Genomic DNA, 25,243 nt, shown 5'->3' with positions numbered 1-25,243 from the left:
TTGTTTCTAATTCCTATCACTCACTTTGAATATTGGAGATATCCGGTACGTTTTCCAGCATACCTGTTGAGGAGTAGCTTTCGCCGCTACCACCAATATGACTAGTTACATAAGGCAGTGTTCCGCCCTGCTGCCGCATAGTTCTTGCAAATGGCAATAACCCATGGTTTTGCAGTTGTCTGATCGCGAGGTCAAGCAATTCATGGGCCGCCGCGCAAACATCCCTCCATCGTATAAAGTCAGAACGGGTTGACGGCGGGTTGATGTCGTTTTTGTTTTCTTGAGTGGAACGCTGCAGGTTTCTTAAGTGCTGGCGAGTGCCGGGAGGGGGAATATTTGCAGACAGGATCGAGAAAAGGATTCCAAGCTCGTCAATCTGCCTGGATTCCTCCACCCCTTCTTCGAAGCTAACCGTCTCCCTTTGCAGCAGTGTATTCAGTTCCTCCACGGCATTTGCTGCATCCGTAAGACCTATTTCTTCCGCATAGGCATCAGCATCGAGGGTGGTAGGGTAACCGGCACGTTCCAATCTTCTATTTGGAACTACCCCATCAGGTCTTCCCATAATGGCTGTCTCAAAGGCCCGTAGTGTTTCGTCTACTCTATTGAAGCGTTCGGTCAAGCGACTTAGCAGTTCCCGTGCGGACTCCCGCCTACGGGCAAGTCGTGGTTCGTAGTGCGATCTGGCTCTCTCAGCAGAACTGGCTCGTCCACTTTCAGATGTGCTTACATTGTGAAGCAGGTTCCGTAGGCGCTCATTGAGTTGGACCCTTCTCTCCAGATTGTCTTCCTGGTTTATCCTAAGCAGGAGTGCACGTTGATTGGGCGTGATTCGCCAGGCCAGAGAGTCTAATAGGCTGGGGTTACACCCGCGTAGTGATAGACCATGTGCGCCCAATGAAAACACATCCTCGCATGCACTTCTTGCAAGCGGAATCCAGAGTCATATCTTCCATTGGCCAGTATGTGTGCTGAGATTACAATACGTTGACCTGCATCGAGCAGGTTCGTCTCATCACCATTGAATAGTCGCTCCGGTATGATATTTGAATCAAAATACTGAGACAGCAAGGTAATCTGCCCGGGCGTAAAATTCGCGGCAATCTCGTGTGCACTCAATGTACTACCTGTAGATGTAGTCCCAGCTGAGGATTCCTGTTCCCCGCTTTCTGAAGCTTCTTCGGCAGAACTGCCTATGGAGGTCGGACTCGCAGGCCGGGGCCTAAATACGTGTTGTATGCTGTTAAAATGACGATTAAAGCGTTCGACAAATTCATCCGACAGGCTGACTACCTGGACTCTCTGCTGGCGCAAAAGGTATCGCTCATACAAACGGATAAACTCATCGATCTCATTGGAGGCAATGGTCAAATTGTAGCTGTCCTGCCCTGTGGCAAAGACTATGCGAGTCGTTTCAGTGGTCTCCGTCACCGCGCTTTCTGCACTGCGAAGCCCTTCCAGAGCCGCCCGAATGTTATCCTCATTGCCTTCATCGAGGAGGAACATCAGGCGAGTAACTGAACTGGCATGATCTTGCTCAGTGTATTCCTCAAGCTGGACAATATTACTTTTTGTCTGGATAGTACTAAAATCATTTCTCATGTTAAAGCTTGAAGACTGGTATTTAGGTACTAGCTCGCCAGTAACTGCCATTTCCCCAAAAATGTCAGCTTCTCTTTCTAACTCTTCATTATCGTTTAAAATCAGCCCCTTCCCCATCACACTAGGGGGTTTCACCACTCCACTTCTCTGCTGGGTCACATGAGCAAATTCATGTCCGATAAGATTTTTCCCTTTTTCTGAGTTAGGATTAAATTCACCGGGTGCAAAATGAACCGAATCTCCCTTAGTAAATGCCCGAGCATTTAGATCAACTGCTTCTTGCGAGTTCTTCTGAATATTTACATTTGTGAAATCTTGTCCAAAAGAATTCTCCATGTTTTCTTGAAGGTCTTCAGGCAAATTTTTATTCTCTTTCCTTTGAATTGGATGAATTGGAATAGTGCTAAAATTAAATGATGATGGAAAAAAGCTTGTACTTTTACTGAAAAAACTATTTTCATTCCCTTCGGCCTTGAAAAAGGGTTTTTCTACAGATTTCTTCTGAAAAAATGGCTGGTTAGCATTTGCCCTGCTATTTGTTTTCTTCTGGTTTGGTGAATGTTCTTTCATGATTTTATCTTTTTAATTGCCTGCAACGGCCCGGCTAGCATGTGGAACTTGGCATTGTGTGCTGGCCTAAAGCGGCTCTTTATGCTCGCCATTGTTGTAGCGCGTTTTTATTTTAAAATTATTGTTATCAGCAGTAAAATAACAAATATCGATTGTAACCCCATGATATTCTGGTTGACCATCGAGTTAGTTTAATTAGAGCTTTAATTTTCTTTGAAAACTCAATCGAATCCGTCTGTTCATAAAGTTGTGATAACTCCTTAACTGTGTATCTCATTCTAAAATTCGTCTTCGTGATCGTAAAGTTGTTCTTTTTGAGTGACCGATAAGTTAGTATACTTAATGTCACCCCAAGTATTACCAGGAGGAAAAAATATGCAATTAAGAAGTATAGAAAGTTCAATTTTCCAGTTTATGTCAGGTGTTTATAAAAGTTCTGTCTTTTTGTTAAAAATGAAGTTGGAACTTAGGCAAATGCGCTACAACTACTGGCTAACTGCAACCCTTGCATTTACTTCCCTTTTGGGCTGCGGTGCAAACTCCCTTGATTATAAAATATTTTGAGGAATCCCAACTAGCTTTTTCAGTATCGTGCACCATAGCCTTTCACCCGATACCGAACCATAAACGTTGGTTTCCCGCCGAACCGCTCATCGGAATCCCTGGGAAAACCCATGCCTATGCCATAAAAAAGTCCTTCCAAAAGCCATTGAAAAGGCTTAAAACATGAGTACTTTTTTGAATCGATCCCGAATCTACTGGCAGGTATCACCTTTTTTAACTAGCTGTACACCTCACTTCCCTTCAAAACATCCCGACTCAAACTCCGTAAGCACTTCACCGGTTCACCCAAAAATTCGGGGCAGGCAGTGCAACAGCGTTTTCATGCTTGGCTTTACAAGCCCCACGAAAACTTAGCTGTTGGTGGCAGTTTTTTCTTTATAAATCATATAGAAATAGTCTCCAATTTCAGTCTTTGAAAATTCGAATAACTGTTCGCTTGTATATATTTCAAACTTTTTTCTAAAAGAACTGTATAAGTTTTCATACTGTTCAAAGTATTCGATTTCTTTGAGGTACTTTGACCTTGGTTGCCCTCTACCGATACTTGGTAAAGATCTCACATGTTCCAAGCATACTCGATAGTAATTCTTTATTGCCTTATACCTTACATGAAAGTGTGTTCTTTTCAGTTCTTTGTGCTTGTAGGCACATTCTTGCTTGTCGTCAAATAGCAAATACTGTGGGATTTCTCGTAACTTGTCAAAGTCAATTTCCTGTGAAATCGTATGGCTAACATTCTTGCCAAGTATGTTTTTATGAATAGAATTTCTCTCTCTTAGGAGCAACTTTATCCGAGACTCTTTCTCATCAATTTTATTAACCGAAACAGTATAGGTGATAAAAACAGAACCTAAACCTAAGGCTATACTGCCAAGGAATAAGGTACCCATCAAGAATCGTTTCCTTTTCCAGGGAGCGTCTCTTTTAACACTCCCGGGAGGTCGTCTTTTATGTGGTCGAACGTAGGTGCCGTCTTTTCTATGGTAACCAGACACACTAACTGAGTAAGGTGTCAAATGCGTCCCAGCTTCTATATAAGTTGAGCAACTTTCAAAACCTCCAAAAACTGAAAGTGGTAGCAAAATCCATATATAGGATTTTAAAAATTGTCTTTAAGACTATACTTCTCTTATTTAGTTTAAGTTGTTTCAACTATTTTTAAATTACCAGCAAGGTCCTGGTATAAACGTAGTGCGAGGTTTCGGAGCGATTCACCGTCCGTACATCCAGAAGTTTATTAGAAGCAAAAAAAGCCCAATTTTAGCCGCTCAGCCCGCATTGCGCTTATACAATGTGGTGGGTAGTATTTCATTTGGGTCAACAGCGACAATTTTTCCATTCCTTACCACAATCATCGGACTTTTCTTTTCCTTTTTATATTCGATTAGCCTTCTGTATGTCTCTTCGAGGCCTTTGACTATTTTATCCCGTTCTTCTTTCAGCTGTTCTTTAGTTCCCATAATAATTCCTTTTTAATTCTTCCCACTGTTCTACATTAGTAATTGTTTCTTCCTTCAACGCTCCTTCAGCTATAATTTCATAAGTATCTCCTGAATTGTCAACAAAAAGCCAGTTGTCTACCTTGGCAAGATATAGGTGGAAAAAATTCTTAAGACCACTTTTATACCTCCTCCTTATCACCTCTTCCGGTATATGATGACCTCCTTCTTTTACTCTTGTTTCCACTCGTGAAATAGCCAATTCTTCCGAATTTAGCCAGAAAAACAAGCAAGTCACCTGGTAATCCATTTCTTTTGCCCTATCAATAAATTGGACATAGCTTCTAGTTGAAAGAGTAGTTTCAAAGGCAAAACTTCCTCCTGATTCTAACAACCTTTTAATTCTTTTCAACATCAACCGGCCTGCTTCTATTCCCGCTTTTTCTGGCTGAAAAGGAGAAATTCCTTTAGCGATTTCATCTGCGTTTACAAACTCCTTACAATCAAGTATTTCTGGTAGAATTGTGTAAGAAGCAGTGGTTTTTCCTGCTCCGTTGCATCCAGCTATTACGTATGGTTTTTTCATTCGGTATATGGCTGGGAATTTTGACAGGTTGTAAATGTAGGTTTTTGTTTTGAATTTTGCCATGCCGGTCCGAAACGGAAGTGGGCGCTGCTGAGGAGCAACCCACCAGGGATAGGGCTGGCCGACCGAAACGGGTTCCAAGGCTGTCCAGTGGGCAGCCTTTTTGTCTCCCTGTTTTGGGAGTTTTATTCCTTTGGAAAACCTTACGCCGCATAGTCGGAAGGGGTTTGGTATCCCAGTGACTGGTGGGGTCTCTGATTGTTGTAATCTTGTTTCCATGTATCGGCTAGGTCTTGAGCATGCGCAACGGAACTGAATAGGTAAGCATCAAGCACATCTTCCCGGAAGGTTCTATTGAACCGCTCTACGATTCCGTTCTGCTGGGGTTTTCCTTTCTGGATTGGCGACCACGTTATCTGCTGGTCGCTCAACCATGCCTGAAACTTCTTGCTTCTGAATTCAGGACCGTTGTCGGTTCGGATACGCCTGGGCTTGCCCTGAAATTCAATCATACGCTCCAGGTATTCGATTACACGTACAGAAGGCAGGCTGTGTGCCACCGCAATCCCAATGCAGGCACGGTTGAAATGATCCACCACGTTCAGCGTCCTGAATTTTCTCCCGTTTTCCAACGTGTCAGACATAAAGTCCATTGCCCACTCTTGGTTGGCCACTAATGGAATCTCAATCGGATTGGCGGGCTGATTCTTGATCCTGCGTTTCAGACGCCTGTGCAGGCTAAATCCCTCTTGCTCGTACACGCGCCTGATCTTGCTACCACTAATGTGAGGATACTTTTTCTGCACCAGGCAGATCACCTTGTTTCTGCCTTTTCGGCTACAGCCTATCACCTGCTCAATCATCGTTTTGATCTGGGCATCTTTTGCTGGCATTTTCTTCTGGTAATACTTTGTGGTTCTGGATACCGATACGACGCTGCACGCCCATGCATGGGACACCTTGTAGGTATCTTCAAGGTAGGTCACCTGTTCCTGCTTTTGCACGGGCGTCAGGGCTTTTTTGACAAAAGATCTTTGATCATGTCAATCTCCAGACTTTGGTTGGCCACTATTTTCTTCAAGCGACTATTTTCTTCCTCCAGGCTTCTGAGACGACGAAGCTCTTGCACATCCATGCCCGAATATTTATTCCGCCAGCTGTAAAACGTCGCAGAACTGATGCCGTACTTCCGGCATATATCTTCTACTTTGTGGCCGTCCTCTTGCAGTTTGAGGATCTTGATGACCTGCTCTTCGCTAAATTTGCTCTTTTTCATAATCACTAAGTTAAAAATTCTAGTTTTAACCTGTTCAAAAAAAGCAGCCTAGTACCATTCCATTCTAATATACGATCTTCTATCATTGATGGTGGACTCTGGATATTACCCACAACTACCAGCTAACCGCAACCCTTGCAGTTACTTCCCTTTTGGGCGGCGGTGCTAACTCCCTTAAATATAGAAAAATTTTAAGGAATCCTAACTAGCTTTTTCAGTATCGTGCACCATAGCCTTTGACCCGATACCGAACCATAAACCTTGATTTCCCGACGAACCGCTTATCGGAGTCCCTGTTCCCACAGGCTTTCCCGGACCTTCTCTCCAAGGGTACACGACGCGGTATGCCTCCTACCCATTCCTCCCGAAAAACGCGCGCCGATCCGGCAGCCCCCACTTGTATTTTTACGGGATCGTGGCAGGTGGAATTTCGTTTGCCCTTGGTAGAGGCCTTTGTTTCCCCACCGTACAGAAGACTCCCATTGCTTCGAAAAACATAGGAAATGCGCACCCTGATACGCAGAAAAACAGCCACCTAAAACCAACGAATGCCGCTCCCACACCGTATGGGCTCCTGCATCGTCCAATTGTCGGATTTGGCTGGGCAGGTTATTTTTAACGAAAAAAACAAACTACCACAGCGAGATAGCCCTCTGCCACTTTGCTTTTTTGATTTAAAACTAATTAGTTCTATATTGCATCCATACAGGCACACCTTATTGGCGGCCGCATGTCCTACTCCTGAATCATGCTTCAAGTTGTCCTACTCCTGAAACGAACCGCTCATAAAACCCGGGCAGACTTGACCTCCCTGATTGTTGGCATCGTCCTGTTTACCGCATGCTCAGAACCACCACTTGGTGCAAACTTCAGGGAGTACTTTTCAAAAACAGAGCTGGTAGCATTAACAGGCGAAACGGTTGTTTTAACCGAAGGAGAAAAGCCGCTGAGTTACCTGTTCAACATGACTTTTTTTGACAGCCTGATTCTGGTCAATGAATTTCCGGACCGGGAGTATACCTATAAGCTAATTGATTTGAGAGACAAGTCTGTCAGGCCATTTGGAAAAAAGGGAGAGGGACCCAACCAGTTGCTAAGCGATGCTTTTTATTTTTCGGTGGACCGGAAAGAAAATCGGCTCTACCTGACAGACCAGGTGCACTATTACATCCACGACATCGATGCCTTGAAAAGTGGCCGGGATACACCCGCAGCAAAGTTTACCATCGATCAACAGGAAAAGCGCTTTATGGGAAGCACCGTCCATGTGGACGGATACGTGGTAGGCAGTATGCATCACAAACGATTTTGTGCCTACAATATTGAAAGCGGAGACTTTATCGAAGTGGGTGAATATCCGGGAGGGCCCGCGATGGCGATGGCCAACCAGTCGTTTTTTATGAACCACCCCACAAAGAATTTGGCCGTTTACGGCATGTCCAGAGTCCCGGAATTTGGCATTCTCAAAGTTTTACAGGATACGATTGAGGTGACTACCTATGCATGGGGAGATACCCCCTTGGATGTACAGCATAGCCCTGTAGGCATGGCCGTCGTGGATAAGGAAGGGTCCACCTTTGAATACACCTCGGTGGCGGTGACGGAGGACCATATCTACTTTCTGTACAATGGGCAGACCATCGATGATACTTCCCGGGAAACCATCATCCAATCAGGCCTTTCCGATGAGGTATTTGTGTTGGATTGGGAAGGAAGGCCTGTAAAAAGGTACGCACTGGATCAGGCTGTCCGCTCCATTGCGGTCGATGATCAAGCCAAAATGCTGTATGCTGCTTCTTTTGAGAAAGAACCCAAATTAATCGCCTACCCATTAAACGAGCCTTAAATGATACGATATTATTTTCTTGTAGTAGTCCTTGGGCTATCCCATTTCGGGTATGCCCGGCAAGCTACCGAGTCCAAACTATTCCAGCTACCAGCAAATTCACAAAAGGTTAGTGGCACTACCAAAGTCAACCCTCTGGTAAAACCCCTAAAATTGGTGACGGTATTAGACCCAAAAGGCTCCTCCATTGATCGGGAATTAGAGGTGTGGAATGCCTTAATGGGCAGTATGGACAGGGATTCCATCGGCTATATTTTCCTGGTGCAGGACACGGAAGATATCGAACCGTTCAAGCAGTATTGGTTTACCGAACGGAACATGGACTATCCCTTTTATTACGACACCGACAAAACGGTGATTAAAGCGAATGGCTTGTCGGAAGGAAGTCCCGGGCAGACCTTGCTATTGGATGACAAAAACGCCATCATCCTGTCAGGGAGTAGTCCTATCAATACCGATCCGTTTAACCGCTACCGAAGCGAGCTGTACCACCGAACCTTGGAAATGGGGATGGACAAGGCGGTACGAGGGGTGATCGTTGAACCTACTGAGAGAGGCATCAAATGGTTCTATTCCAATGAGCCGGTCTACGTCACGGAGCAAGGAGAGGTGATACCTAAAAACCAGGCCGATGCAGGAATTCGCTCCAAAAAATGGGTTCCCGGCACTTCCCCCCTTTCCGACACCATTCGGCTGGTCAACCGGCACCCGTAACCGCTACGAATTTCTGCAGCCTAAGAAGCGGAAAAGAAGCAAATGGGGGTACCCTTGGGAATACGGATAAAAAAGAAGCTATTTTCGTCACCGATAATGCCCATTCCGTCACATAATTTTGACGAATTTGCCTGTCCCCTGTATTCTTGTGGTACCATGAAAATCCAATGTATACTCATTCTGTTTATTCACACATTCTTTTCCTGCCAGCCCCGGGAAGAAGGCAAAAAAGTAATCCACCGAATTCCGGAATCAGGAACCCTACAATCCAGAGAAGTAGGCCTGGCTAATGCGGCGCTGATGCCTTATAAAATCGTCGTATCTGCTAACAAAGCCGTGGTCTTAGACCAGGGGAAAGAAAACCTGTTCAAAGTCTACAACCTACCTGATTTTTCCTTCCAGTACGCTTTTGGCGACATCGGTGAGGGGCCAGATGAATTCCAGTTTGTGAATGGAAATTCCTTGAAAATGCATGGGGAGCACCTGATGGTGCTTTCGGGGGCAGAGCTTATCAAGATAAAGCTGCATGCGGAACAAGCAACCCGGGAAGCGCAACATCCATTGATTTCCGATACCGGCGGGCCAATTAACGGGCTGCACCTGGTCAACGACTCCGTATATGTTGCCGATATCGGGGATGCAAAACCAGGAGCACCGGAGCACCGGCTGGTGCACCTGGGACGAAATGAGGAATTGGTCCGATTCGGTGAATTCCCAGAGCCAGCCGCAGGGGAAAATAGGGATCAGGGAACCCTGGCTCGCGATTATATGAAACGTACGGTGGCCAACCCCAAAAATGGGAGGTTAGCGGTATTTTACTTGTACCACAATCAAATCAAACTGTATAGTGCAGATGGGGAACTTCTTCAGGAAATAGCCGTGGAGAGCACTTCCAACAGCGCATCCGATGAAGAAATGTGGATTTACCGGACGGATCCATTTGCCAGCAGTGAGCGCATTTATGTGCTGTATATAGGAATGCCCAAAAAGGAAGTGGAAGAGAATTCTCAGACCTTCCGACCCCACCTGGAAGTCTGGGATTGGGAGGGGAATTTACTGGACCGCTTTAGGCTGGACCAGCCCATCACTACCTTTACCTATGCTGAGGAATTGAAAAAATTGTATGGGATTTCTTTTTTTAAGGAGGATGCGCTGTTCGAGTATGATTTAAATGAAGGCGGTATCAGCGATAGTGAGATAGCCTCGTCCGCCGGGAACGAGAAAAACAGCAAAAAACAAGATCCAATCCCTCATCCCGACAAGAAAATCATCTCGGAGAATGATTATTTCCAGATAGAGCCGCCGGCAGGATGGAATTATCCCCCGAGCTGGACATCGGAAGAAAAGAAATCGGTTGGAGAGCGAGACGGTTTGTACCTCACCGGAGCAACGTTCGTCGGAGAAAACCCAAAAGATACATCCGTTTGTGGCGCTTCGATGCAACTTACAGTCGGAATTCCCAAAGAAGAAACATTTGATTTTGACGACTATTTGTCTTCAAGTGCAGAGGAGTATCGATCAAACGACCAACTGGACGAGCTCTCTATTGAGGAACTGGCGAATGGTACAAGGGGATACACCATTACCTACAAACGCCGATTTGTGGATCCGAAGGGTGAAGTCTACCTTAGCAAGAATGAGCATACCCTCTTTGAAAAAGAGGGTCGGATAATTGTGACCAGATTTACCAGTTGTGACTTTTTTGAGCGGTACCAGGAGGTAGTTCGAAAAGCCTTTGAATCGCTGACATTGAAGGAGGCCGTGCCCGGGTCATGAATAGGATTTGATCTGAACCCTAAAAACATCATTGTGCATGTATTTATACCTGATTTTTAAAATCAAATTTTAAATTTGCAGGGATGTTGAAGCGAGGCGTATATCCGAAATTTTTGTTTTCCGTGATACATTTCCCCGTCACTGGACTTATTGGACCATAGCAGGTTGGTCAATCAACTTCTGCAAAATCCGTTGATTACCGAATGTTTTTTTGACAACAGACCAACCCTCATGGCCTACCAATGTCAAAAAGAAACTGGTAAAATCTCCTAAAATTTATTTTAAGGATACTGCAAAGCTTCATTACTTCTAGGGCATTAAAAATTGGATCAAGCCCTGCAGGGGCGAAATACCAAAGCGAATGGGTGTAAGCCCATCGTGAATTGATAGCCGATTATTCGTAAGCCCTGGAAGGGCGGGATATGTTGTTATCCAGGCCGATTCCTATACCTTAGAACTATTTAAAATAGTTTTGCAAGAAAAAAGGAAAACTACACCCATACGCTGAATGTAAGATTTTACCTTTGACTGGCTGGGTATGCCTCCTCACCCCTGTTTTTTCGATGATGCCATACCGACGGAGCCTACCGAATGTCATTTGCAATGGCCAATCCTGATCCGTCAACAAAAACGATAATCAGTTACCGGGCCCCTTTGTATTTTTTCCTGAATCGTATAACTCGGAGAAACAGTTGCTCGTGGCAGGGTTCATTGCTTATCCTTTTGGATTAACTTCCCCCAATCAAAAATACCGCCGGAACCTTGTGCAGGTCCGGCTTTTCCTTGCGCCAGTCGGCCACCTTCCGGGTACGGATCATCTCCCCTTCGCCGGTCAGTTCACTGGCAATGCATAGCAAGGTATTGGCTTCCAGCTGCTCCAGCAAATCTTCCAGCAGGCGGTTGTTTCGAAAAGGCGTTTCCATAAACAGTTGTGTGGTATGCTCCCTGATTGCTTTGCTCTCCAGATTTTTGATCACCCTGACCCGGTCCTTTCGATCAATCGGCAGGTAACCGTTGAAAGTAAAGGCCTGCCCATTAAAGCCGGAACCCATCAGGGCCAGAAACATGGAAGAAGGCCCCGGCAGTGGCACCACCCGTATACCCAAACGGTGCGCCCAAGCCACCGCCCTGGCCCCGGGGTCGGCTATGCCCGGGCAACCGGCATCGGATAGAATACCCATATCCTGCCCTTGCAGCACCGGCTCCAGAAGCTTCCTTACCTGGGAATCCGGCGTTTTTTTGTCCAGCTTTTCCATTTGGACCCCTTCCAGGTTGACCCCAAGCTTCAGGCTGCTGATATACCTTCTGGCCGTCCGGAAATCTTCCACTAAAAAATAAGAGGTGGCCTTCAAAACTGATTTTACAACAGGTGCTATGACCGCATCAGCAGTTCCTTCGGCCAAAACAGTAGGGATAAGGTAGAGTATTCCTTTTGAATGCATTATTTTTGATTTATGGAAAACGGATTACCCGGATTGGCAAAACTACTGATTTTTGCCGGTCTCTTACTTCTTTTTGCCGGACTCTTGCTTTGGGGCCTGCATAAATTCCCCGGGTTCAAAGGGATCCCGGGCGACATGGTGTTCAAAAAGGAAAATTTCACCTTTTATTTTCCCCTGGGAACCAGCATTCTGCTTAGTTTGCTGTTGACCTTGTTCCTTTATTTGTGGAGAAAATTCGGGGGATGATAAGGCCGGGAATGGTCCTGGCAAATCGGCATGCCAAAAAAATATGCTTTCCCGATCTTACTGCTTTCCCGATGGATTAATTCCGCCGATCCGAATCAGATTGCTCCCTTCGACAGGCTCAGGGACCAACTGCGCTCGCAATGACGCGTTCTGGCGTCACTGCGAGAATTAACATTTAAAAAAACGTAGAAATCGGGATGACGATTGGTATTTGCAATAAACGGGAAATAAGGTTATTGTTGGTTTTATCAGGATTAGATCTTAACATCATCTAGTAAACCTCTTATTCTCTGTACTTTTTCCTTGATGAAAAAGTACCAAAAAATCAAGACAAAAAAATCCTTCCTCCCACAAGCCTCCTGCGCACCCCGGTTTTTTGTCGGGCCAGCACTCTTTGCGTAATTAAATTTATCTCTTCTTTATTTAACAGATTATTTAGGGTTTCTTCTTTACCAAAAATAGCTGGTTCAATTTCTTCACCGGTATGCTAAGCATTTATAAAATACACCAATCAGGATGATAGTGTTGATTCTTTAATATATTGATTTACAGTTTTTTAATATACTCGTCATCGGTAGGGGGCCAACCTGAACTTTACCGAATTTCATAAAACGCGCTGGCTCCCGCGGCAGTCTGAACACAGACCTGGGCGAATTTCCGATCTTGCTAGATGTTTTTCAGACGAAAGAACCTAAGCGTCAAGGAAAGCTCTCAAAGTGGCTACTACCGCATCTGGCTGCTCGGCATGCAGCCAGTGGCCCGCATTCTTGATGTAAACCAGGTGATTTTCCGGAAAGATCCTCTCGATATCGGCCTTGTCCTTTTCCTGGATATAATCTGAATTGGCCCCTCCCATAAACAATACGGGATTTTCGAAAGGCTTTTCCGAATCGATGGCTTCACCTACATTTTTTATTTGTTGCGTGATCACCGGCAGGTTATTTTTCCAGGCAAACTTACCGTCTTTTCGGGTGAGGTTTTTCAATAAAAACTGCCGGATACCTTTTTCATCGATGAATTCAGCCAATTGCGCTTCTGCATCCTTCCGGGAATTCGTTTTATTCAAATCCACAGCGTTTAGCGCTTCGAGGATATGTTGGTGGTGTACGGGATAGGGCCTGGGTGCTATGTCGGCAACAATCAGCTTTTCTACCCGCTCCGGGTACATCAGTGCCAGTTTCATGGCGGCTTTCCCACCCATGGAGTGGCCTAGCAGGTACACGCTTTCCAAACCCTCTGCATCCATCAGTTCCCGCAGGTCTTCTGCCATTACCTCGTAATTCCATTCTTCGGAATGGGGAGAGTCGCCGTGGTTTCGGAGATCAATGAGGTACAAGGTATAACTTTCTTCCAGGTTTTTGGCTATTCCCAGCCAATTGTCTGCGGAACCAAAAAGTCCGTGCAGAATCAGAAAAGGCTTTCCTTTACCGCTTTTTTTGAAATGGAGCTTCATTCGTTTCTTTTTAGTTTGTGATACGCTCGACCTTCCGGAGAATCCTTCCCTGTACCGCGAGGGTCAGGGCTGAAAAGGAAAGGCAGGAATACTCGATCTTCTTTTCTGTTGTTTTAATTATTCCAATTGCCTGCGGTACATCTGTATGGTGTTTTCCAGGCCGTAATACAGGGCGTCGCAGATCAGCGCGTGGCCAATCGAGACCTCGTCCAGATAGGGAATGCTTTCTTTTAGAAATTTCAGGTTGTGCAGGTCCAGATCGTGACCGGCATTCAGTCCAAGGCCGAGTTCCCGCGCCAGCCTGGCTACTTCCACGTAAGGGGCGACGGCCTTTTCCCGGTCCTGGGGATAGCCACTGGCATAGGGCTCCGTGTACAACTCTACCCGGTCGGTGCCGGTAGCTTTGGCCGCTTCAAAGTACCGGGCTTCGGGATTGATAAAAATCGAGGTGCGCACCCCATAGTCGTGCAATTCGGCAATGATATCCCGCAGCATGTCCCGGTGGCTGATCGTATCCCAGCCGGTATTCGAGGTCAGGGCTTCGGGGGGGTCGGGCACCAGGGTGGCCTGAGCGGGCCGGGCGTCCCGGATGATCTCCATGTAGCGCCGATCGGGGTAGCCTTCGATATTGAATTCCGTCGTAATGCGGTCTTTTAAGGCGAGTACATCGGCGTACCTGATATGGCGCTCATCGGGGCGTGGATGCACGGTGATGCCCTGCGCACCGAAACGTTCCGCATCCAGGGCAACTTTCACCAAATCCGGGTTGTTGGCTCCCCGGGCATTTCGCAAGGTGGCAATTTTGTTTATGTTGACACTTAATTTCGTCATGTTCCAAATATGCGTTAATTTTGCACTAAATTAAATATATTGCGTAAACAATGGTAACGAAGCCGAAGTTTAGGCCTTCGACTTTTTCGTCCGGATCCGGGGTTGGATCGCTTTTCGCAAGTAACGAACATAAACTAGCATGCCATGAGTCTAAAAATCAACATAGAAAAAGAAATCAAACAGGCGATGTTGGCCCGTGACAAGGACCGGTTGCGCGCACTTCGAGCGATTAAGTCGCTTATTTTGCTGGAAGAAACCAAAGGAAGTGGGGACAAGGGTATGTCCGAGGAGGAGGAAATCCAATTGTTGACCAAAGCGGCCAAACAGCGAAAAGATTCGCTGGAAATTTTTGAGAAACAAGGCCGGGAGGATCTGGCAGCCCTGGAAAATTCCGAATTGCAAGTCATTCAGGAATTCCTGCCGCAGCCATTGACCGAAGCGGAACTGGAAGCAGAACTAAAGGCCATCCTTGCGGAAACCGGGGCCGAAGGACCCAAGGACATGGGCAAAGTCATGGGCATTGCCACCAAAAAGCTGGCCGGAAAGGCCGATGGGAAACTCATTTCCCAAAAAGTCAAAGCCATGCTTCAATCGTAAATACGTTCTTGAGCACCATCGATCTGATCATATTGGGCATGCTGGCCGTGGGGGCCTTTAGTGGGTACCGACAGGGACTGTTTATTGGTCTTTTGTCCATCATGGCGTTTTTCATCGGCATCATTCTGGCCTTTCGGTTCATGCATTGGGGGGCAGAATTACTGGCAGATCGGGTGGAGAGCCTGACCTTTATGCTCCCCTTCGTTGCTTTTATCCTTATTTTTCTGGTAGTGACGATTACCATTCGCATTTTGGCCTACCTGGTCAAACAAGCGCTGGACCTCACCATTTTAGGCACCTTTGACAATTTTGCCGGCAGCATACTCGGGTTGTTCAAATGGTCCATCATGATCAGTCTTTTGATTTGGGTAGCCCAGTCCTTTGAATTTGAGGTGCCAGAAGAAATGCGGAAAGGCTCCGTCATTTACCCCCTGATGGTGCCCATAGCGCCAACGATGGTGGCTGTCGTAGACGACTACACGCCGATCATCGATACCGCTATTGCAACCATCAGAGAACTCGTAAACAGCTCCATCGGTGATCCTGTTAATTGATAATTTCGATTCTTTTTCCCACATGCTGGCGGATTACCTAAGGCGATCGGGAGAAGAGGTTCTGGTTCTACGCAACGACGTATCGGTATCCGAGTTGGATGTACTGGATTTTTCAGCCATGGTTCTTTCGCCGGGTCCTGGAACGCCTGCCAGTGCCGGCAACCTGATGCCGCTGCTGACACGCTATGCGTATGAACTACCCGTGCTGGGCGTCTGCCTGGGGCATCAGGCCTTGGGAATGCATTTTGGAGCCAGTCTCAGGAAATGCGGGCGCCCCATGCACGGCAAGGTGTCGTCGGTTTTCCAGAAAAGAACACATCCGGTATTTGCAGGCCTTCCGGAGCAATTTGAGGTGACGCGTTACCATTCCCTGGAATTGTGGAAGCTTCCGGCCGAACTGGAGGTATTGCTGGAAACCGACCGGGGAGAACTCATGGCATTTTGCCACCGGCACCTGCCGCTGATGGGGCTGCAGTTTCATCCGGAAGCCCATTTGACGCAGCATGGGGAGCTGCTGCTGCAGAACTGGATCGAGCGATACGTAAAAAAAAGCGCTGCTGCGGGCCTGCATGTGGACACATTCGTTGCCGATCGGCCCTGAATCGCGCCTATTTTTGAGAAAAACGGGTGGATTCTTTGGGATTTGAACCAAGCAGCACCGGCAGGCGTTTTATTTTTCGAATCCTTTTAATACCTTTAGCTACATGAGGGCACTAGACTTTATCAACCATCTGATCCCACCCCTGAAATTCACGGACAAGGTGAAAATGGCCCTGTCCTGGATGGAAGAAATTCGAACGAATATTTTGCCCGTGGTTGAGAAAGGTGTTTTCAAGGGATTTATCACCGACGAAATCATTTACGATATCAACAATCCCGAACTGACAATAGCCGAGGTGGAACTATTGGCAAGTTCTTCTGTGGTCCAATTGGACCGGCACATTTACGAGGTACTGCGAATCTCCTCTGAAAACCAGGTGAGCATGGTGGCGGTCCTGGACCGGGATTTAAAATACCAGGGAGTAATTACGGAAGAAGACGCCGTGTCTGCATTTACTGACTCCATTTCCATACAAACGCCCGGAGGCGTACTGATCCTGTCCATGTTTATGACGGATTACAGCTTGTATGACATCGCCCGGGTGGTGGAATCTGAAAATGCCAAAATCCTAAGTAGTTTTATCTCCAATGACCCGCTGGAGGATAGCAAAATAAAAGTAACCCTAAAAACGGACCAGGTAGAATTGAGACATATCAAAGCGACGCTGGAACGTTTTGGCTATAAAATCATCGACCAGTACCAAGAGGAAGGAAGCGTCAGCAGCGAGCAGGACCGGTTGGGAAATTTGCTCCGATTTTTAGATATCTGATTGTACATGAAGGTCCTACTCCACGGCATCGCAATAGTTCCCGAGTTCCACACCTACATTCAACAGTTAATCCAGGCCTTTGAAAAGCAGGCTCAGGAGGTTTGGATTACCGAAAGTCTGCATAAATCCATCCGGGACAGGGAATTTGCGCCGGGCGTATCCCTGCTGAAAGAAGGGGATCCCGGGATGGAATCGATGGATTTTGTCATTTCCATCGGCGGGGACGGCACGCTGCTAGACACCATTTCCCGCATCGGCACCCTGGAAATCCCGGTAGTAGGAATCAACACCGGTAGAATGGGCTTCCTGGCCACCATTGCCAAAGAGGAAATCGCCCTGGCTGCGGAGGATTTGCTTGCCGGACAGTATTCTCTCGAGGATCGGAGCCTGGTCTGCCTGGAGTCCAGCATTCCCCTATTTGACGGATTGAATTTCGGACTTAACGAGTTTACGATTCACAAGCGGGACACTTCCTCCATGATTACGGTGCACACCTATATTGACGGTGACTACCTGAATAGTTACTGGTCCGATGGACTGATAGTTTCCACGCCTACCGGCTCGACCGGCTATTCGCTGAGTTGCGGAGGGCCCTTGATTTCTCCGCTTGCAAAAAACTTTGTGATCACGCCTGTCAGCCCGCATAACCTCAACGTGCGTCCGATTGTGGTCTCGGATGATAGCGAAATCACCTTTAAAATTGAAGGAAGAAGTGAAAAATTTCTGGTATCTTTAGACTCCAGGTCCACAGCCATTGATGCCTCGGTGGACTTAAAGATCAAAAAAGAAAAATTCGTAGCCAAGTTGGTTAAGTTTCCGAGTTACAGCTTCTTCGATACCCTGAGGCAGAAATTGAATTGGGGCTTTGACATGAGAAATTAGTTTTAACAATATTTAACCCGGCATATACTGCGATGGGTTTTTTATTCGTTGGGTAGTTTATAAATTGCAGCGACTTGAATAAAACCAGGTATTACACAATCGTTTTGACCGCAGTACTGTTTCTGCAGGGCCTGTGGGTCTGCGCACAGCAGTACGAGGTAGGAATGGGATTGGGAGCGGGAACCTATACCGGAGACATCATCCGGCGCTTGGATCCAACCCAACTGGGTATTCAGGGAACGTTGTTTGGCAGGCGAAATTTTGACAATGCATGGAGTCTTCGGGCAGGACTTTCGGTGAGCAGACTCAATGCGGCGGATAGCATTCGGCCCATTGATCCGGTGGCATTGGTTCGCGACGCATATTTTACCGGTACCATGGTAGAGGCGTCCGCCACCATGGAGTTCCATTTTCTGGATTACATGAACCACCAATCTCCTTCCCGCTTTTCCCCGTTTGGCTTCTTTGGTTTGGGTGTAGCGACCTTCTTTGGCAACGGACAAGCCTACGCGGCAGATCCACAGCCGGGCAGCTACCGGGTAAGCTCGGTCATCCTTCCCTTTGGTATGGGAATCAAGTACAAACTCCGGGATCGCTTGCTACTCTCCATCGAAGGCGGCGCCAAAGCTACGTTTTCGGATTTTCTGGATAAAATTGGCGACGATCCTAACGCCATCCCCCGGTTTCGAACGGATCCAGGCACCGGAAATCCCACCGTTGATCCCAATTCTATCAACTTTGGCAACCGTTCCGACCGGGATTGGTACTATTTTTTAGGTGTTACGATCAGTTATTCCTTCCACCAGATCAAATGCTATCCGTACAATAATTGACCGCAGGATAGAATTTTTGAAAAAGAAGTGTCATTTTTGTAATTCATTACAATTTGGAAGCGTACACAGGAATGAAGGAAGCGATTGATAAAGGGAATATCCCTCAACACATTGCGGTAATCATGGATGGCAACGGAAGGTGGGCACAAAAAAAGGGTGCCATGCGAATCTTTGGCCACCGGAACGCGATTGCGGCCGTTCGCGATGCCATTGAGGGAGCTGCCGAATTGGGTGTGAAATTCATTACCCTGTATGCATTTTCTACCGAAAACTGGTCCCGCCCCAAGGAGGAGGTGGACGCGCTAATGGAAATTCTTGTACAGGCCATCACCGATGAGGTGCCTACCATGATGGAAAACAACATCCGTCTGGCCACCATCGGGGATACCGATAGCCTTCCCGGCAAATGCAAGGAGCACCTGCGCATGGGAAAAGCAACAACAAGCGCCAATACCGGAATGACGGTCGTACTGGCACTCAGCTACAGTGGTCGCTGGGAGATTACCCAGGCGGTGAAGGAAATTGTCAAAAAAGTAGTCAGCGGGGAAATCCAGGAAAAGGATATCAATCAGGAAGCCATCGCCTCCCACTTGAATACCGCCGATTTTCCCGATCCCGAATTATTGATCCGTACCAGTGGTGAACTACGGATCAGTAATTTTATGTTGTGGCAGCTGGCTTACACCGAACTGTACTTTACTGAAGTATTGTGGCCGGATTTTCGGAAAAAAACACCTTCATGAAGCCATTTTGGCCTATCAAAAAAGGGAACGAAGGTTTGGCAAAACCGGTGCCCAGATTAAGCCCTCCCAATGACCATACAGGCCTGAAAACGCATGTCGTTTCTCAGGGTATTCCAGCTTCCCTGGTTTCATAAATCAGGGGGTTAAACTTATCGTTCGAAATGAAAAACTATTTACTGATTATTTATTTGCTGCTAGTGGCCGGAGTGGCAGAAGCCCAGATTCGCCTGGGACAAAGCCGGTATACCCGTCAGGAGCCGGTAGATATAATCGACCTGGATTACTCCAATCCGAAAACCTACCGACTGGCAGGAATCGAAGCCGTGGGCTTAAGCACCCTGGACGAAACCGCCATCATTTCTCTCGCGGGTCTTCGGGTGGACGACCAGATCACCGTACCCGGGGATGCCATCTCCGGAGCCTTGAAAAAGTTGTGGGGACAGGGAATCATCGGAGACGTAAAAATCCTGGTGACCAAGATTGAAGGAGACGATATCTACCTGCTACTCGACCTGACCGAACGGCCCCGCTTTAGTCGCGTGGAATACTCCGGAATCAACAAGACCCAGGAGGGAGAGCTTGAAGATAAAGTGAATATTCGCGGAAGGGTGGTCCGTGACGACGTACTGAACAATGCACAACGGAATATCCGGGACTATTTCGTCAATAAAGGCTTTTTAAATACCGAGGTAAAGGTCATTCAGGAACGGGATACCACCCTGCCCAATAGCGTAAAGCTGCGGTTTGATGTGGACAAGAAAAGCAAAGTACGCATCAACGAAATCAAGCTCTACGGGAACGATAATATCGCGGACACCCGTATCAAAAAGAAGATGAAGGGTACCAACGAACATGCCCGGGTGTACATCTTTAAGGACCTGGTTTCCCGTTTGCTCAACGCCAGCCCGAAAAACCTGGGCAACGCCCTGGTAAAACGAAATCCCGTGACTGACGAGCAGGTCAAGGAATACATCAACAAAAATTTCAAACTCAATTTCTTCAATGGCTCCAAGTTTGTCCGTAGTGACTATCGGGACGATAAAAATTCGGTCATCGATTTTTACAACAGCCGGGGCTACCGGGATGCAGAAATCCTTACCGACAGTATCTACCGCTTTGACGACAGCCGGATCAATATTGACATCGACATCGAAGAAGGCCAGCAGTATTACTACCGCAACATCAGCTTTTCCGGGAATTACATCCACACGGACGCAGAGCTTCAGGCCAAACTGGGTATTTTCAAAGGGGATATCTACGACAAGGAAAAGCTGGACAAACGACTGAATTACGACCCGCAACGGGGAGACGATGTCAGTTCCCTGTACCAGGACAACGGCTACCTGTTTTTTACCATCGACCCGGTGGAAGTAAACGTTGAGGCGGACTCCATCGACATTGAAATGCGAATCTTTGAAGGTCCTCAGGTAACCGTGAATAGCGTCTCCATCGAGGGAAACGAGCGTACGAGTGACCACGTGGTCATGCGGGAAATTCGAATCCTGCCCGGACAGAAATTCGATCGAAGTGCACTGGTACGAACCATACGGGAGCTTTCCCAAATCGGGTATTTCAACCCGGAAAACATCGAACCCGACATGCGTCCGAATTTCGAAGATGCCACCGTGGACATTACCTTCAAGCTGGAAGAACGTCCCAACGATCAAATCGAACTCTCCGGAGGATGGGGCGGCCTGTTTGGCTTTGTGGGTACCGTCGGTCTGACATTCAACAACTTCTCGATCAAAAATATCAACGACTTTTCCAAGTGGCGCCCCTTGCCGGTAGGCGACGGGCAGAAGCTCTCCCTGCGGGTGCAGGCAAACGGCCGTAGTTTCCAGAACTACAGCATGTCCTTTACCGAGCCCTGGTTTGGTGGAAGGAAACCCAATGCCCTTAGCTTTAGCTTTAACCACTCCGTGCAGCGGCAGATTGACTTTTTTAACCGCAATAATTTTGGACAGGAATTGGGCTCCTTTAAGATTACCGGTGCCTCCATCGGCTTGGCAAAGCGGGTTACCTGGCCGGACGATTATTTTCAGGTCAGCAATAACCTGCAGTTTCAGGTCTATAATTTCGACGAATATGGAAACTTCTTTGGGCTTACCTACAATACCGGAACGGCACGAAGTGTAGCGCTAAACACCACAATCGCACGAAACAACATCGATAATCCCATCTATCCGCGATTTGGTTCCAATATCACCTTGAGCGCCACCCTCACGCCGCCGTATACCTCGATGAATCCAAATATCAATCAAGAATCTCAGGATGAGGAAAAATACCAGTGGCTCGAATACCACAAATGGATGTTTGATGCATCCCTATACACCCCGGTATTTGGCTCGAATAAATTGGTGCTGAGCGCCCGTACCCACCTGGGCTTCCTGGGATCGTATGGAGACCGCATCGGCATCATACCGTTGGAACGCTTTGTGTTGGGAGGCGACGGCATGAACATGATGAACTTCGCCCTGGGGCAGGAAATCATCGGACTCAGAGGCTACGAAAACCAGTCCATCACTCCCGGAAGGGACTTCCGGGGGCAGCCAAACGCACCGGTGCCATACGGGGGAGTGGTGTACAACAAGCACGTAATGGAACTTCGGTTTTTGGTATCACCCAATCCCTCCGCTACCATTTTCTTGCTTGGATTTGCCGAAGCGGGAAACAACTGGGGCAACTATGCGGACTACAATCCGTATGACCTGAAAAAATCCGCCGGGTTTGGAGCACGTATATTCATGCCGGCCTTTGGCCTGCTGGGTATCGATTGGGGCTATGGATTTGATGAAGTTCCCTCCATCAGCAATCCCAATCCCGGACCAAGTGGAGGCATGTTCCACTTTACCATTGGGCAACAATTCAGATAATTATGGAAAAATCCCTGAATTTGTTACTTTTGCTTTCCCTTTTCCCCATGCTACTATCGGCGCAGAAGATGGGCTATGTGGATACGGAGTATATTCTCAATAAACACCCGGACTACAAGAAGATTCAGGAGGAAATGCAAGCGGTGAGTTCAGAGTGGCGAAAAGAGGCACAAAATTTGGAGGAGGAAATACAGCAGATGTACAGTGACCTGCAAGGAGAGCAGGTATTGCTGACAGATGAAATGTACCAGGAACGCCTGGAACTGATCAGGAAGAAGCAGCAAGAGGCAAGATCCTTTAACAACCGTATTTTTGGGGAAAATGGTCAATTGTACCAAAAACAATCGGAATTGTTACAACCCTTGCAATCCACCATTTACGATGCAATCGATCGGGTAGCCAAAAGGAACGGGCTGGCTATTTTGTTTGACAAAGCAAGCAGCCCTACCGCTATCATCTATACGGACCCGGTGCACGATTACTCGGATTTTATCATAGAAGAATTAGGATTAGAAGAAAACAATTAAAATTAACAAAGTTTAACAATTATGAAAGCAAGAATCATCCTATCAGCAATAGCCCTCTTTTGCTTTGGATTTGTAGCAAGTGCTCAGGATTTGAAAATCGGGTACACCAATGTGGAATACATCATGAGCCTGATGCCGGAGATGGAGCAGATTGACGCTGATATCCAAGATTATAGCAATCAGTTGGGTCAGCAGATCCAAACCAAAACACAGAGCTTCCAGCAGCAAGTGGCCTCTTATCAGCAGTCTGCCCAAACCATGACGGACGAAGCACGTGCGACCAAAGAGCGTGAACTACAGACCATGGAGCAGGAAATTCAAAAGTTCCAGCAAGACGCCCAGTCTTCCTATCAGCGCAAGTTGCAGGAATTGCTGGAGCCGGTTCAAACCAAGGTTTACAATGCGATCAATGCCGTAGCCGCCGAAAACAACTACACCCATGTGTTTTCAGAAGCAGCCGGTCAGTCACCCATTCTCTTGTACACCAAGGAAAACGACCCCTTTACCGATCTGGTGATGGCCAAATTGGGACTGGAAGCACCCGCTGCTTCGGCACCCGCTCCTTGATGGAATTAATTTAGGCATCCACAGGTGCCATTGCCCGGCTGCGTTGGCAGCCGGGCTTTTTTGGTGAGCGGAGGTTGCTTTCCGGAAGCAACGGATGCACTTCCCGAAATACAGCGTCCGGCATCGATTGGGAACCAACCGGTACTCCCCTCAAAAAAATACCTGCCTGCAAAACTTCCCAAACAGAAAAAATGGTAACTTACACTTCCGGAGAAGTTGATCGAGTTTGACTTGGTCTGATGGCAGGGCTGCGGTTGCCTACCAAAGTGCCTGGTGTCCGGAGTACCATTCTATTCAAACCTACGGCAACATGTTTTTACGAATCGTTATTGTTTTTTTGCTTTCCGTTCCCGCTGGTTGGGCTCAAGAGTCTCCTCTATTTGATCTGGAGGCAGCGGAAGTCTACCTGGAGGAAGAAAAGGAAGGGAGCCGGCTATTCAGGTATGCCATAAAGAACGTAGGTACCGTCACTGCTCCGGCCGAAAGTTACCGGGTTTTTTTCAAGGTAAATGGGAAAATGATGAGTTTTGACACCAAAACGGACGCCATCGAACCGGGGAAAACGATTGTTTACACCGCCCCGGAAAAGATTCCGGCCCGACAACCGGGGAAAAAACTCAAATACCGGCTTATCATCCACACCAAGGATGCGAATGCCGGCAATAACAAGCGAAAAGGTGAAATAATTCTTTTCTAACGCAGGGAAAACTCAGGTAATCCTCTCATCGCTACCTTTCCTTTTTCAACGTTACTACCCACTCCGCCACTCTTTTTCCCAGCCCTTCTGCTTTTTTCACAAACAGTGGATTCACCGCTTTTCCGGCAAATTCACCTTCTCCGGTAATTGCCGAGGCACCAAATGCCGCTTCTGTTTCGGCTCCTCCTAGGATCAGCATCCCGTGAACCAGCATGGCACGGATCATGCCAAACATGACCGATTCTTCCCCTATGGAAAAGCCACCACCCGTGACAAATACAGCACCGATTTTATCTTTTAAGGGTCTCCCTGCAAACGGCCAGCTATTGATAAACTCCTGGACCTCAGGGGCCATATTGGCATTGTATACGGGAGAACCCAAAATGATGGCGGAAGCATTCAAGACCTCCTCCGGGCTAACCTCGTCAACGCGTTTGATGGTATAGTTGACATGCTCCACTTGTTCCACTCCACTTGCCACCGCCTCCGCCATGGTTTGGGTGTTGCCCGAACCGGAGTAATAAGCTATCAGGACGCTTGGAACATCCTGAGCCATTACCTTTCCGCTGAGGACCATCAAAAAACATAGAATCAGGTAATTTCTGAGATTTTTAACCCTCATGGCTAGCTAAATTTTCAAGGTCATCCAGAACCTTATACCTACCGCTGGCTTTTTTGGTCTTTACCAAATCCGAAATAGTTATGAGTTTCACGTCAATACCTTGAATTGCTGTCACGATGTCAATAGCCATAGGGAGTCTTCCAAACGAAAAAACTTCATACCTGTCATCATTCAAAAATTGATCAAGAGGTATAGCATCGGTGGGTAATCCAAAAAATGAAAATGCCTTCATTAGTTTTTTATAATTTTCTTCTGTTGCTTTTACCCAAATATCCAAATCTCCGGCCGTTCTGTGGTAACCGTACAGAACTACTGCATATCCTCCAATTAGGATATACGCCACATCAAACTTGTGCAGACTTTCAATAAAGTCTTTAAAATCATTAATAAACAGATTAAGAAGTGCTACCATCTTTGATCAGACTTCTTACCTCAAAATAGTCCCTATCCATGTTCGGCCAGTCAGGATCTACAAACCCATAGGAGCTTGCATCAGGTGAAGAAAAACATCGCCTTTTTCTTCCTCCGAAAGGTTTTTATAGTGTTTTTGATGATCCGCAGCTTCTTCGAAACTTTGGATGGTAAAAGCATTTTTTCCTAGTTTCATAATTTTCAAGAACCTACTCTTTCACA

Annotated in this window: 27 protein-coding genes and 1 pseudogene; 15 read left to right on the top strand and 13 right to left on the bottom strand. The window is 47.0% G+C overall.

Annotated features, from left to right (window positions below; translation table 11 throughout):
• Positions 1 to 16: 16 nt before the first annotated feature.
• The 7 genes from ABWH99_RS03090 to ABWH99_RS03060 all read right to left on the bottom strand — a co-directional run bounded on the left by ABWH99_RS03090 (position 17) and on the right by ABWH99_RS03060 (position 6,037).
• Positions 17 to 907, bottom strand: coding sequence for a hypothetical protein (locus tag ABWH99_RS03090; RefSeq protein ID WP_375584850.1), 891 nt, complete (start codon positions 905 to 907; stop codon positions 17 to 19).
• Positions 850 to 2,172, bottom strand: a complete 1,323-nt coding sequence (locus tag ABWH99_RS03085; RefSeq protein WP_375584849.1) for a DUF4157 domain-containing protein — start codon at positions 2,170 to 2,172, stop codon at positions 850 to 852. The genes ABWH99_RS03090 and ABWH99_RS03085 overlap by 58 nt, the downstream gene beginning before the upstream one ends.
• Positions 2,173 to 3,086: 914 nt before the next feature.
• Positions 3,087 to 3,626, bottom strand: a complete 540-nt coding sequence (locus ABWH99_RS03080; RefSeq protein WP_375584848.1) for a hypothetical protein — start codon at positions 3,624 to 3,626, stop codon at positions 3,087 to 3,089.
• Positions 3,627 to 4,004: 378 nt separating this feature from the next.
• Positions 4,005 to 4,196 carry a hypothetical protein gene (locus ABWH99_RS03075; RefSeq protein WP_375584847.1) on the bottom strand — a complete coding sequence of 64 codons (192 nt, stop codon included), beginning with the start codon at positions 4,194 to 4,196 and terminating at the stop codon, positions 4,005 to 4,007.
• Positions 4,186 to 5,040, bottom strand: coding sequence for a zeta toxin family protein (locus ABWH99_RS03070; RefSeq protein ID WP_375584846.1), 855 nt, complete (start codon positions 5,038 to 5,040; stop codon positions 4,186 to 4,188). Before ABWH99_RS03070 ends, ABWH99_RS03075 begins: the two co-directional genes overlap by 11 nt.
• On the bottom strand, positions 4,965 to 5,765 hold the full coding sequence (locus ABWH99_RS03065) for an IS3 family transposase (protein ID WP_375582787.1): 801 nt from the start codon (positions 5,763 to 5,765) through the stop codon (positions 4,965 to 4,967). The genes ABWH99_RS03070 and ABWH99_RS03065 overlap by 76 nt, the downstream gene beginning before the upstream one ends.
• A 5-nt stretch (positions 5,766 to 5,770) precedes the next feature.
• Positions 5,771 to 6,037: a transposase gene (locus ABWH99_RS03060; RefSeq protein WP_154859709.1), complete on the bottom strand. Its 267-nt coding sequence runs from the start codon at positions 6,035 to 6,037 to the stop codon at positions 5,771 to 5,773.
• A 748-nt stretch (positions 6,038 to 6,785) separates the two neighbouring features.
• Between ABWH99_RS03060 and ABWH99_RS03055 the strand changes: the two genes are divergently transcribed.
• The 3 genes from ABWH99_RS03055 (at position 6,786) to ABWH99_RS03045 (ending at position 10,373) form a co-directional block, all read left to right on the top strand.
• Complete coding sequence (locus ABWH99_RS03055; RefSeq protein WP_375584845.1) at positions 6,786 to 7,883, top strand: BF3164 family lipoprotein; 1,098 nt, start codon at positions 6,786 to 6,788, stop codon at positions 7,881 to 7,883.
• A complete protein-coding gene (locus tag ABWH99_RS03050) occupies positions 7,884 to 8,597 on the top strand; it encodes a hypothetical protein (RefSeq protein WP_375584844.1) in 714 nt (237 codons plus the stop codon).
• A gap of 156 nt (positions 8,598 to 8,753) precedes the next feature.
• The gene (locus ABWH99_RS03045; protein WP_375584843.1) at positions 8,754 to 10,373 is read left to right on the top strand and encodes a BF3164 family lipoprotein; all 1,620 of its coding nucleotides are present in this window, start codon (positions 8,754 to 8,756) and stop codon (positions 10,371 to 10,373) included.
• Between the two features lie 728 nt (positions 10,374 to 11,101).
• Here the strand turns inward: ABWH99_RS03045 and ABWH99_RS03040 are convergent.
• Positions 11,102 to 11,815: an SAM-dependent methyltransferase gene (locus ABWH99_RS03040; RefSeq protein ID WP_375584842.1), complete on the bottom strand. Its 714-nt coding sequence runs from the start codon at positions 11,813 to 11,815 to the stop codon at positions 11,102 to 11,104.
• 12 nt (positions 11,816 to 11,827) lie between these two features.
• Between ABWH99_RS03040 and ABWH99_RS03035 the strand changes: the two genes are divergently transcribed.
• Positions 11,828 to 12,061, top strand: a complete 234-nt coding sequence (locus tag ABWH99_RS03035; protein WP_375584841.1) for a DUF2905 domain-containing protein — start codon at positions 11,828 to 11,830, stop codon at positions 12,059 to 12,061.
• Between the two features lie 691 nt (positions 12,062 to 12,752).
• Here ABWH99_RS03035 and ABWH99_RS03030 read toward each other — a convergent pair.
• Together ABWH99_RS03030 and ABWH99_RS03025 are read right to left on the bottom strand one after the other, a co-directional pair.
• Positions 12,753 to 13,514 (bottom strand): alpha/beta fold hydrolase, encoded by a 762-nt coding sequence (locus tag ABWH99_RS03030; protein WP_375584840.1) that lies wholly within the window; start codon positions 13,512 to 13,514, stop codon positions 12,753 to 12,755.
• 117 nt (positions 13,515 to 13,631) lie between these two features.
• On the bottom strand, positions 13,632 to 14,345 hold the full coding sequence (locus tag ABWH99_RS03025; RefSeq protein WP_375584839.1) for a pyridoxine 5'-phosphate synthase: 714 nt from the start codon (positions 14,343 to 14,345) through the stop codon (positions 13,632 to 13,634).
• 144 nt (positions 14,346 to 14,489) lie between these two features.
• Here ABWH99_RS03025 and ABWH99_RS03020 point away from each other — a divergent pair, with 144 nt between their 5' ends.
• From ABWH99_RS03020 to ABWH99_RS02970, 11 genes and pseudogenes are all read left to right on the top strand, one after another.
• Positions 14,490 to 14,942, top strand: coding sequence for a GatB/YqeY domain-containing protein (locus ABWH99_RS03020; protein WP_375584838.1), 453 nt, complete (start codon positions 14,490 to 14,492; stop codon positions 14,940 to 14,942).
• An 8-nt stretch (positions 14,943 to 14,950) separates the two neighbouring features.
• Positions 14,951 to 15,496 (top strand): CvpA family protein, encoded by a 546-nt coding sequence (locus ABWH99_RS03015; protein ID WP_375584837.1) that lies wholly within the window; start codon positions 14,951 to 14,953, stop codon positions 15,494 to 15,496.
• Entirely contained in the window at positions 15,480 to 16,097 is a 618-nt protein-coding gene (locus ABWH99_RS03010; RefSeq protein ID WP_375584836.1) for an anthranilate synthase component II, read from the top strand. Before ABWH99_RS03015 ends, ABWH99_RS03010 begins: the two co-directional genes overlap by 17 nt.
• 103 nt (positions 16,098 to 16,200) lie before the next feature.
• Positions 16,201 to 16,866: a CBS domain-containing protein gene (locus ABWH99_RS03005; RefSeq protein ID WP_375584835.1), complete on the top strand. Its 666-nt coding sequence runs from the start codon at positions 16,201 to 16,203 to the stop codon at positions 16,864 to 16,866.
• Positions 16,867 to 16,872: 6 nt separating this feature from the next.
• Positions 16,873 to 17,748: an NAD kinase gene (locus ABWH99_RS03000; protein WP_375584834.1), complete on the top strand. Its 876-nt coding sequence runs from the start codon at positions 16,873 to 16,875 to the stop codon at positions 17,746 to 17,748.
• A 74-nt stretch (positions 17,749 to 17,822) separates the two neighbouring features.
• Positions 17,823 to 18,581, top strand: coding sequence for a DUF6089 family protein (locus ABWH99_RS02995; protein WP_375584833.1), 759 nt, complete (start codon positions 17,823 to 17,825; stop codon positions 18,579 to 18,581).
• A gap of 71 nt (positions 18,582 to 18,652) precedes the next feature.
• Positions 18,653 to 19,397: pseudogene (locus tag ABWH99_RS02990) on the top strand (isoprenyl transferase).
• An 88-nt stretch (positions 19,398 to 19,485) separates the two neighbouring features.
• Complete coding sequence (locus ABWH99_RS02985; protein WP_375584832.1) at positions 19,486 to 22,197, top strand: outer membrane protein assembly factor; 2,712 nt, start codon at positions 19,486 to 19,488, stop codon at positions 22,195 to 22,197.
• A 2-nt stretch (positions 22,198 to 22,199) separates the two neighbouring features.
• Positions 22,200 to 22,724 carry an OmpH family outer membrane protein gene (locus ABWH99_RS02980; RefSeq protein WP_375584831.1) on the top strand — a complete coding sequence of 175 codons (525 nt, stop codon included), beginning with the start codon at positions 22,200 to 22,202 and terminating at the stop codon, positions 22,722 to 22,724.
• 21 nt (positions 22,725 to 22,745) lie between these two features.
• Complete coding sequence (locus ABWH99_RS02975; protein WP_375584830.1) at positions 22,746 to 23,291, top strand: OmpH family outer membrane protein; 546 nt, start codon at positions 22,746 to 22,748, stop codon at positions 23,289 to 23,291.
• A gap of 310 nt (positions 23,292 to 23,601) precedes the next feature.
• Positions 23,602 to 23,988, top strand: a complete 387-nt coding sequence (locus ABWH99_RS02970; RefSeq protein ID WP_375584829.1) for a hypothetical protein — start codon at positions 23,602 to 23,604, stop codon at positions 23,986 to 23,988.
• A 31-nt stretch (positions 23,989 to 24,019) separates the two neighbouring features.
• Here the strand turns inward: ABWH99_RS02970 and ABWH99_RS02965 are convergent, their stop codons facing one another.
• The 3 genes from ABWH99_RS02965 to ABWH99_RS02955 are packed head-to-tail and all read right to left on the bottom strand — an operon-like array spanning position 24,020 to position 25,217.
• The gene (locus tag ABWH99_RS02965; protein WP_375584828.1) at positions 24,020 to 24,610 is read right to left on the bottom strand and encodes a flavodoxin family protein; all 591 of its coding nucleotides are present in this window, start codon (positions 24,608 to 24,610) and stop codon (positions 24,020 to 24,022) included.
• On the bottom strand, positions 24,600 to 25,022 hold the full coding sequence (locus tag ABWH99_RS02960; protein WP_375584827.1) for a hypothetical protein: 423 nt from the start codon (positions 25,020 to 25,022) through the stop codon (positions 24,600 to 24,602). The genes ABWH99_RS02965 and ABWH99_RS02960 overlap by 11 nt, the downstream gene beginning before the upstream one ends.
• 57 nt (positions 25,023 to 25,079) lie before the next feature.
• Positions 25,080 to 25,217 carry a hypothetical protein gene (locus ABWH99_RS02955; RefSeq protein ID WP_375584826.1) on the bottom strand — a complete coding sequence of 46 codons (138 nt, stop codon included), beginning with the start codon at positions 25,215 to 25,217 and terminating at the stop codon, positions 25,080 to 25,082.
• Between the last annotated feature and the right edge of the window lie 26 nt (positions 25,218 to 25,243).

The organism is Cyclobacterium xiamenense (assembly GCF_042140265.1).
Classification (GTDB): Bacteria; Bacteroidota; Bacteroidia; order Cytophagales; family Cyclobacteriaceae; genus Cyclobacterium; species Cyclobacterium xiamenense_A.
This window is presented reverse-complemented; position numbering and strand designations above follow the sequence as displayed.

Coding starts and splice junctions, on each gene's coding strand:
- ABWH99_RS02955 (WP_375584826.1), bottom strand. CDS start 25,217: ATGAAACTAGGAAAAAATGCTTTTACCATCCAAAGTTTCGAAGAAGCT.
- ABWH99_RS02960 (WP_375584827.1), bottom strand. CDS start 25,022: ATGGTAGCACTTCTTAATCTGTTTATTAATGATTTTAAAGACTTTATT.
- ABWH99_RS02980 (WP_375584831.1), top strand. CDS start 22,200: ATGGAAAAATCCCTGAATTTGTTACTTTTGCTTTCCCTTTTCCCCATG.
- ABWH99_RS03070 (WP_375584846.1), bottom strand. CDS start 5,040: ATGGAAACAAGATTACAACAATCAGAGACCCCACCAGTCACTGGGATA.
- ABWH99_RS03025 (WP_375584839.1), bottom strand. CDS start 14,345: ATGACGAAATTAAGTGTCAACATAAACAAAATTGCCACCTTGCGAAAT.
- ABWH99_RS03060 (WP_154859709.1), bottom strand. CDS start 6,037: ATGAAAAAGAGCAAATTTAGCGAAGAGCAGGTCATCAAGATCCTCAAA.
- ABWH99_RS03035 (WP_375584841.1), top strand. CDS start 11,828: ATGGAAAACGGATTACCCGGATTGGCAAAACTACTGATTTTTGCCGGT.
- ABWH99_RS03045 (WP_375584843.1), top strand. CDS start 8,754: ATGAAAATCCAATGTATACTCATTCTGTTTATTCACACATTCTTTTCC.
- ABWH99_RS03080 (WP_375584848.1), bottom strand. CDS start 3,626: ATGGGTACCTTATTCCTTGGCAGTATAGCCTTAGGTTTAGGTTCTGTT.
- ABWH99_RS03055 (WP_375584845.1), top strand. CDS start 6,786: ATGCTTCAAGTTGTCCTACTCCTGAAACGAACCGCTCATAAAACCCGG.
- ABWH99_RS03050 (WP_375584844.1), top strand. CDS start 7,884: ATGATACGATATTATTTTCTTGTAGTAGTCCTTGGGCTATCCCATTTC.
- ABWH99_RS03020 (WP_375584838.1), top strand. CDS start 14,490: ATGAGTCTAAAAATCAACATAGAAAAAGAAATCAAACAGGCGATGTTG.
- ABWH99_RS02985 (WP_375584832.1), top strand. CDS start 19,486: ATGAAAAACTATTTACTGATTATTTATTTGCTGCTAGTGGCCGGAGTG.
- ABWH99_RS02975 (WP_375584830.1), top strand. CDS start 22,746: ATGAAAGCAAGAATCATCCTATCAGCAATAGCCCTCTTTTGCTTTGGA.
- ABWH99_RS03000 (WP_375584834.1), top strand. CDS start 16,873: ATGAAGGTCCTACTCCACGGCATCGCAATAGTTCCCGAGTTCCACACC.
- ABWH99_RS03085 (WP_375584849.1), bottom strand. CDS start 2,172: ATGAAAGAACATTCACCAAACCAGAAGAAAACAAATAGCAGGGCAAAT.
- ABWH99_RS02965 (WP_375584828.1), bottom strand. CDS start 24,610: ATGAGGGTTAAAAATCTCAGAAATTACCTGATTCTATGTTTTTTGATG.
- ABWH99_RS03040 (WP_375584842.1), bottom strand. CDS start 11,815: ATGCATTCAAAAGGAATACTCTACCTTATCCCTACTGTTTTGGCCGAA.
- ABWH99_RS03075 (WP_375584847.1), bottom strand. CDS start 4,196: ATGGGAACTAAAGAACAGCTGAAAGAAGAACGGGATAAAATAGTCAAA.
- ABWH99_RS03030 (WP_375584840.1), bottom strand. CDS start 13,514: ATGAAGCTCCATTTCAAAAAAAGCGGTAAAGGAAAGCCTTTTCTGATT.
- ABWH99_RS03005 (WP_375584835.1), top strand. CDS start 16,201: ATGAGGGCACTAGACTTTATCAACCATCTGATCCCACCCCTGAAATTC.
- ABWH99_RS02970 (WP_375584829.1), top strand. CDS start 23,602: ATGTTTTTACGAATCGTTATTGTTTTTTTGCTTTCCGTTCCCGCTGGT.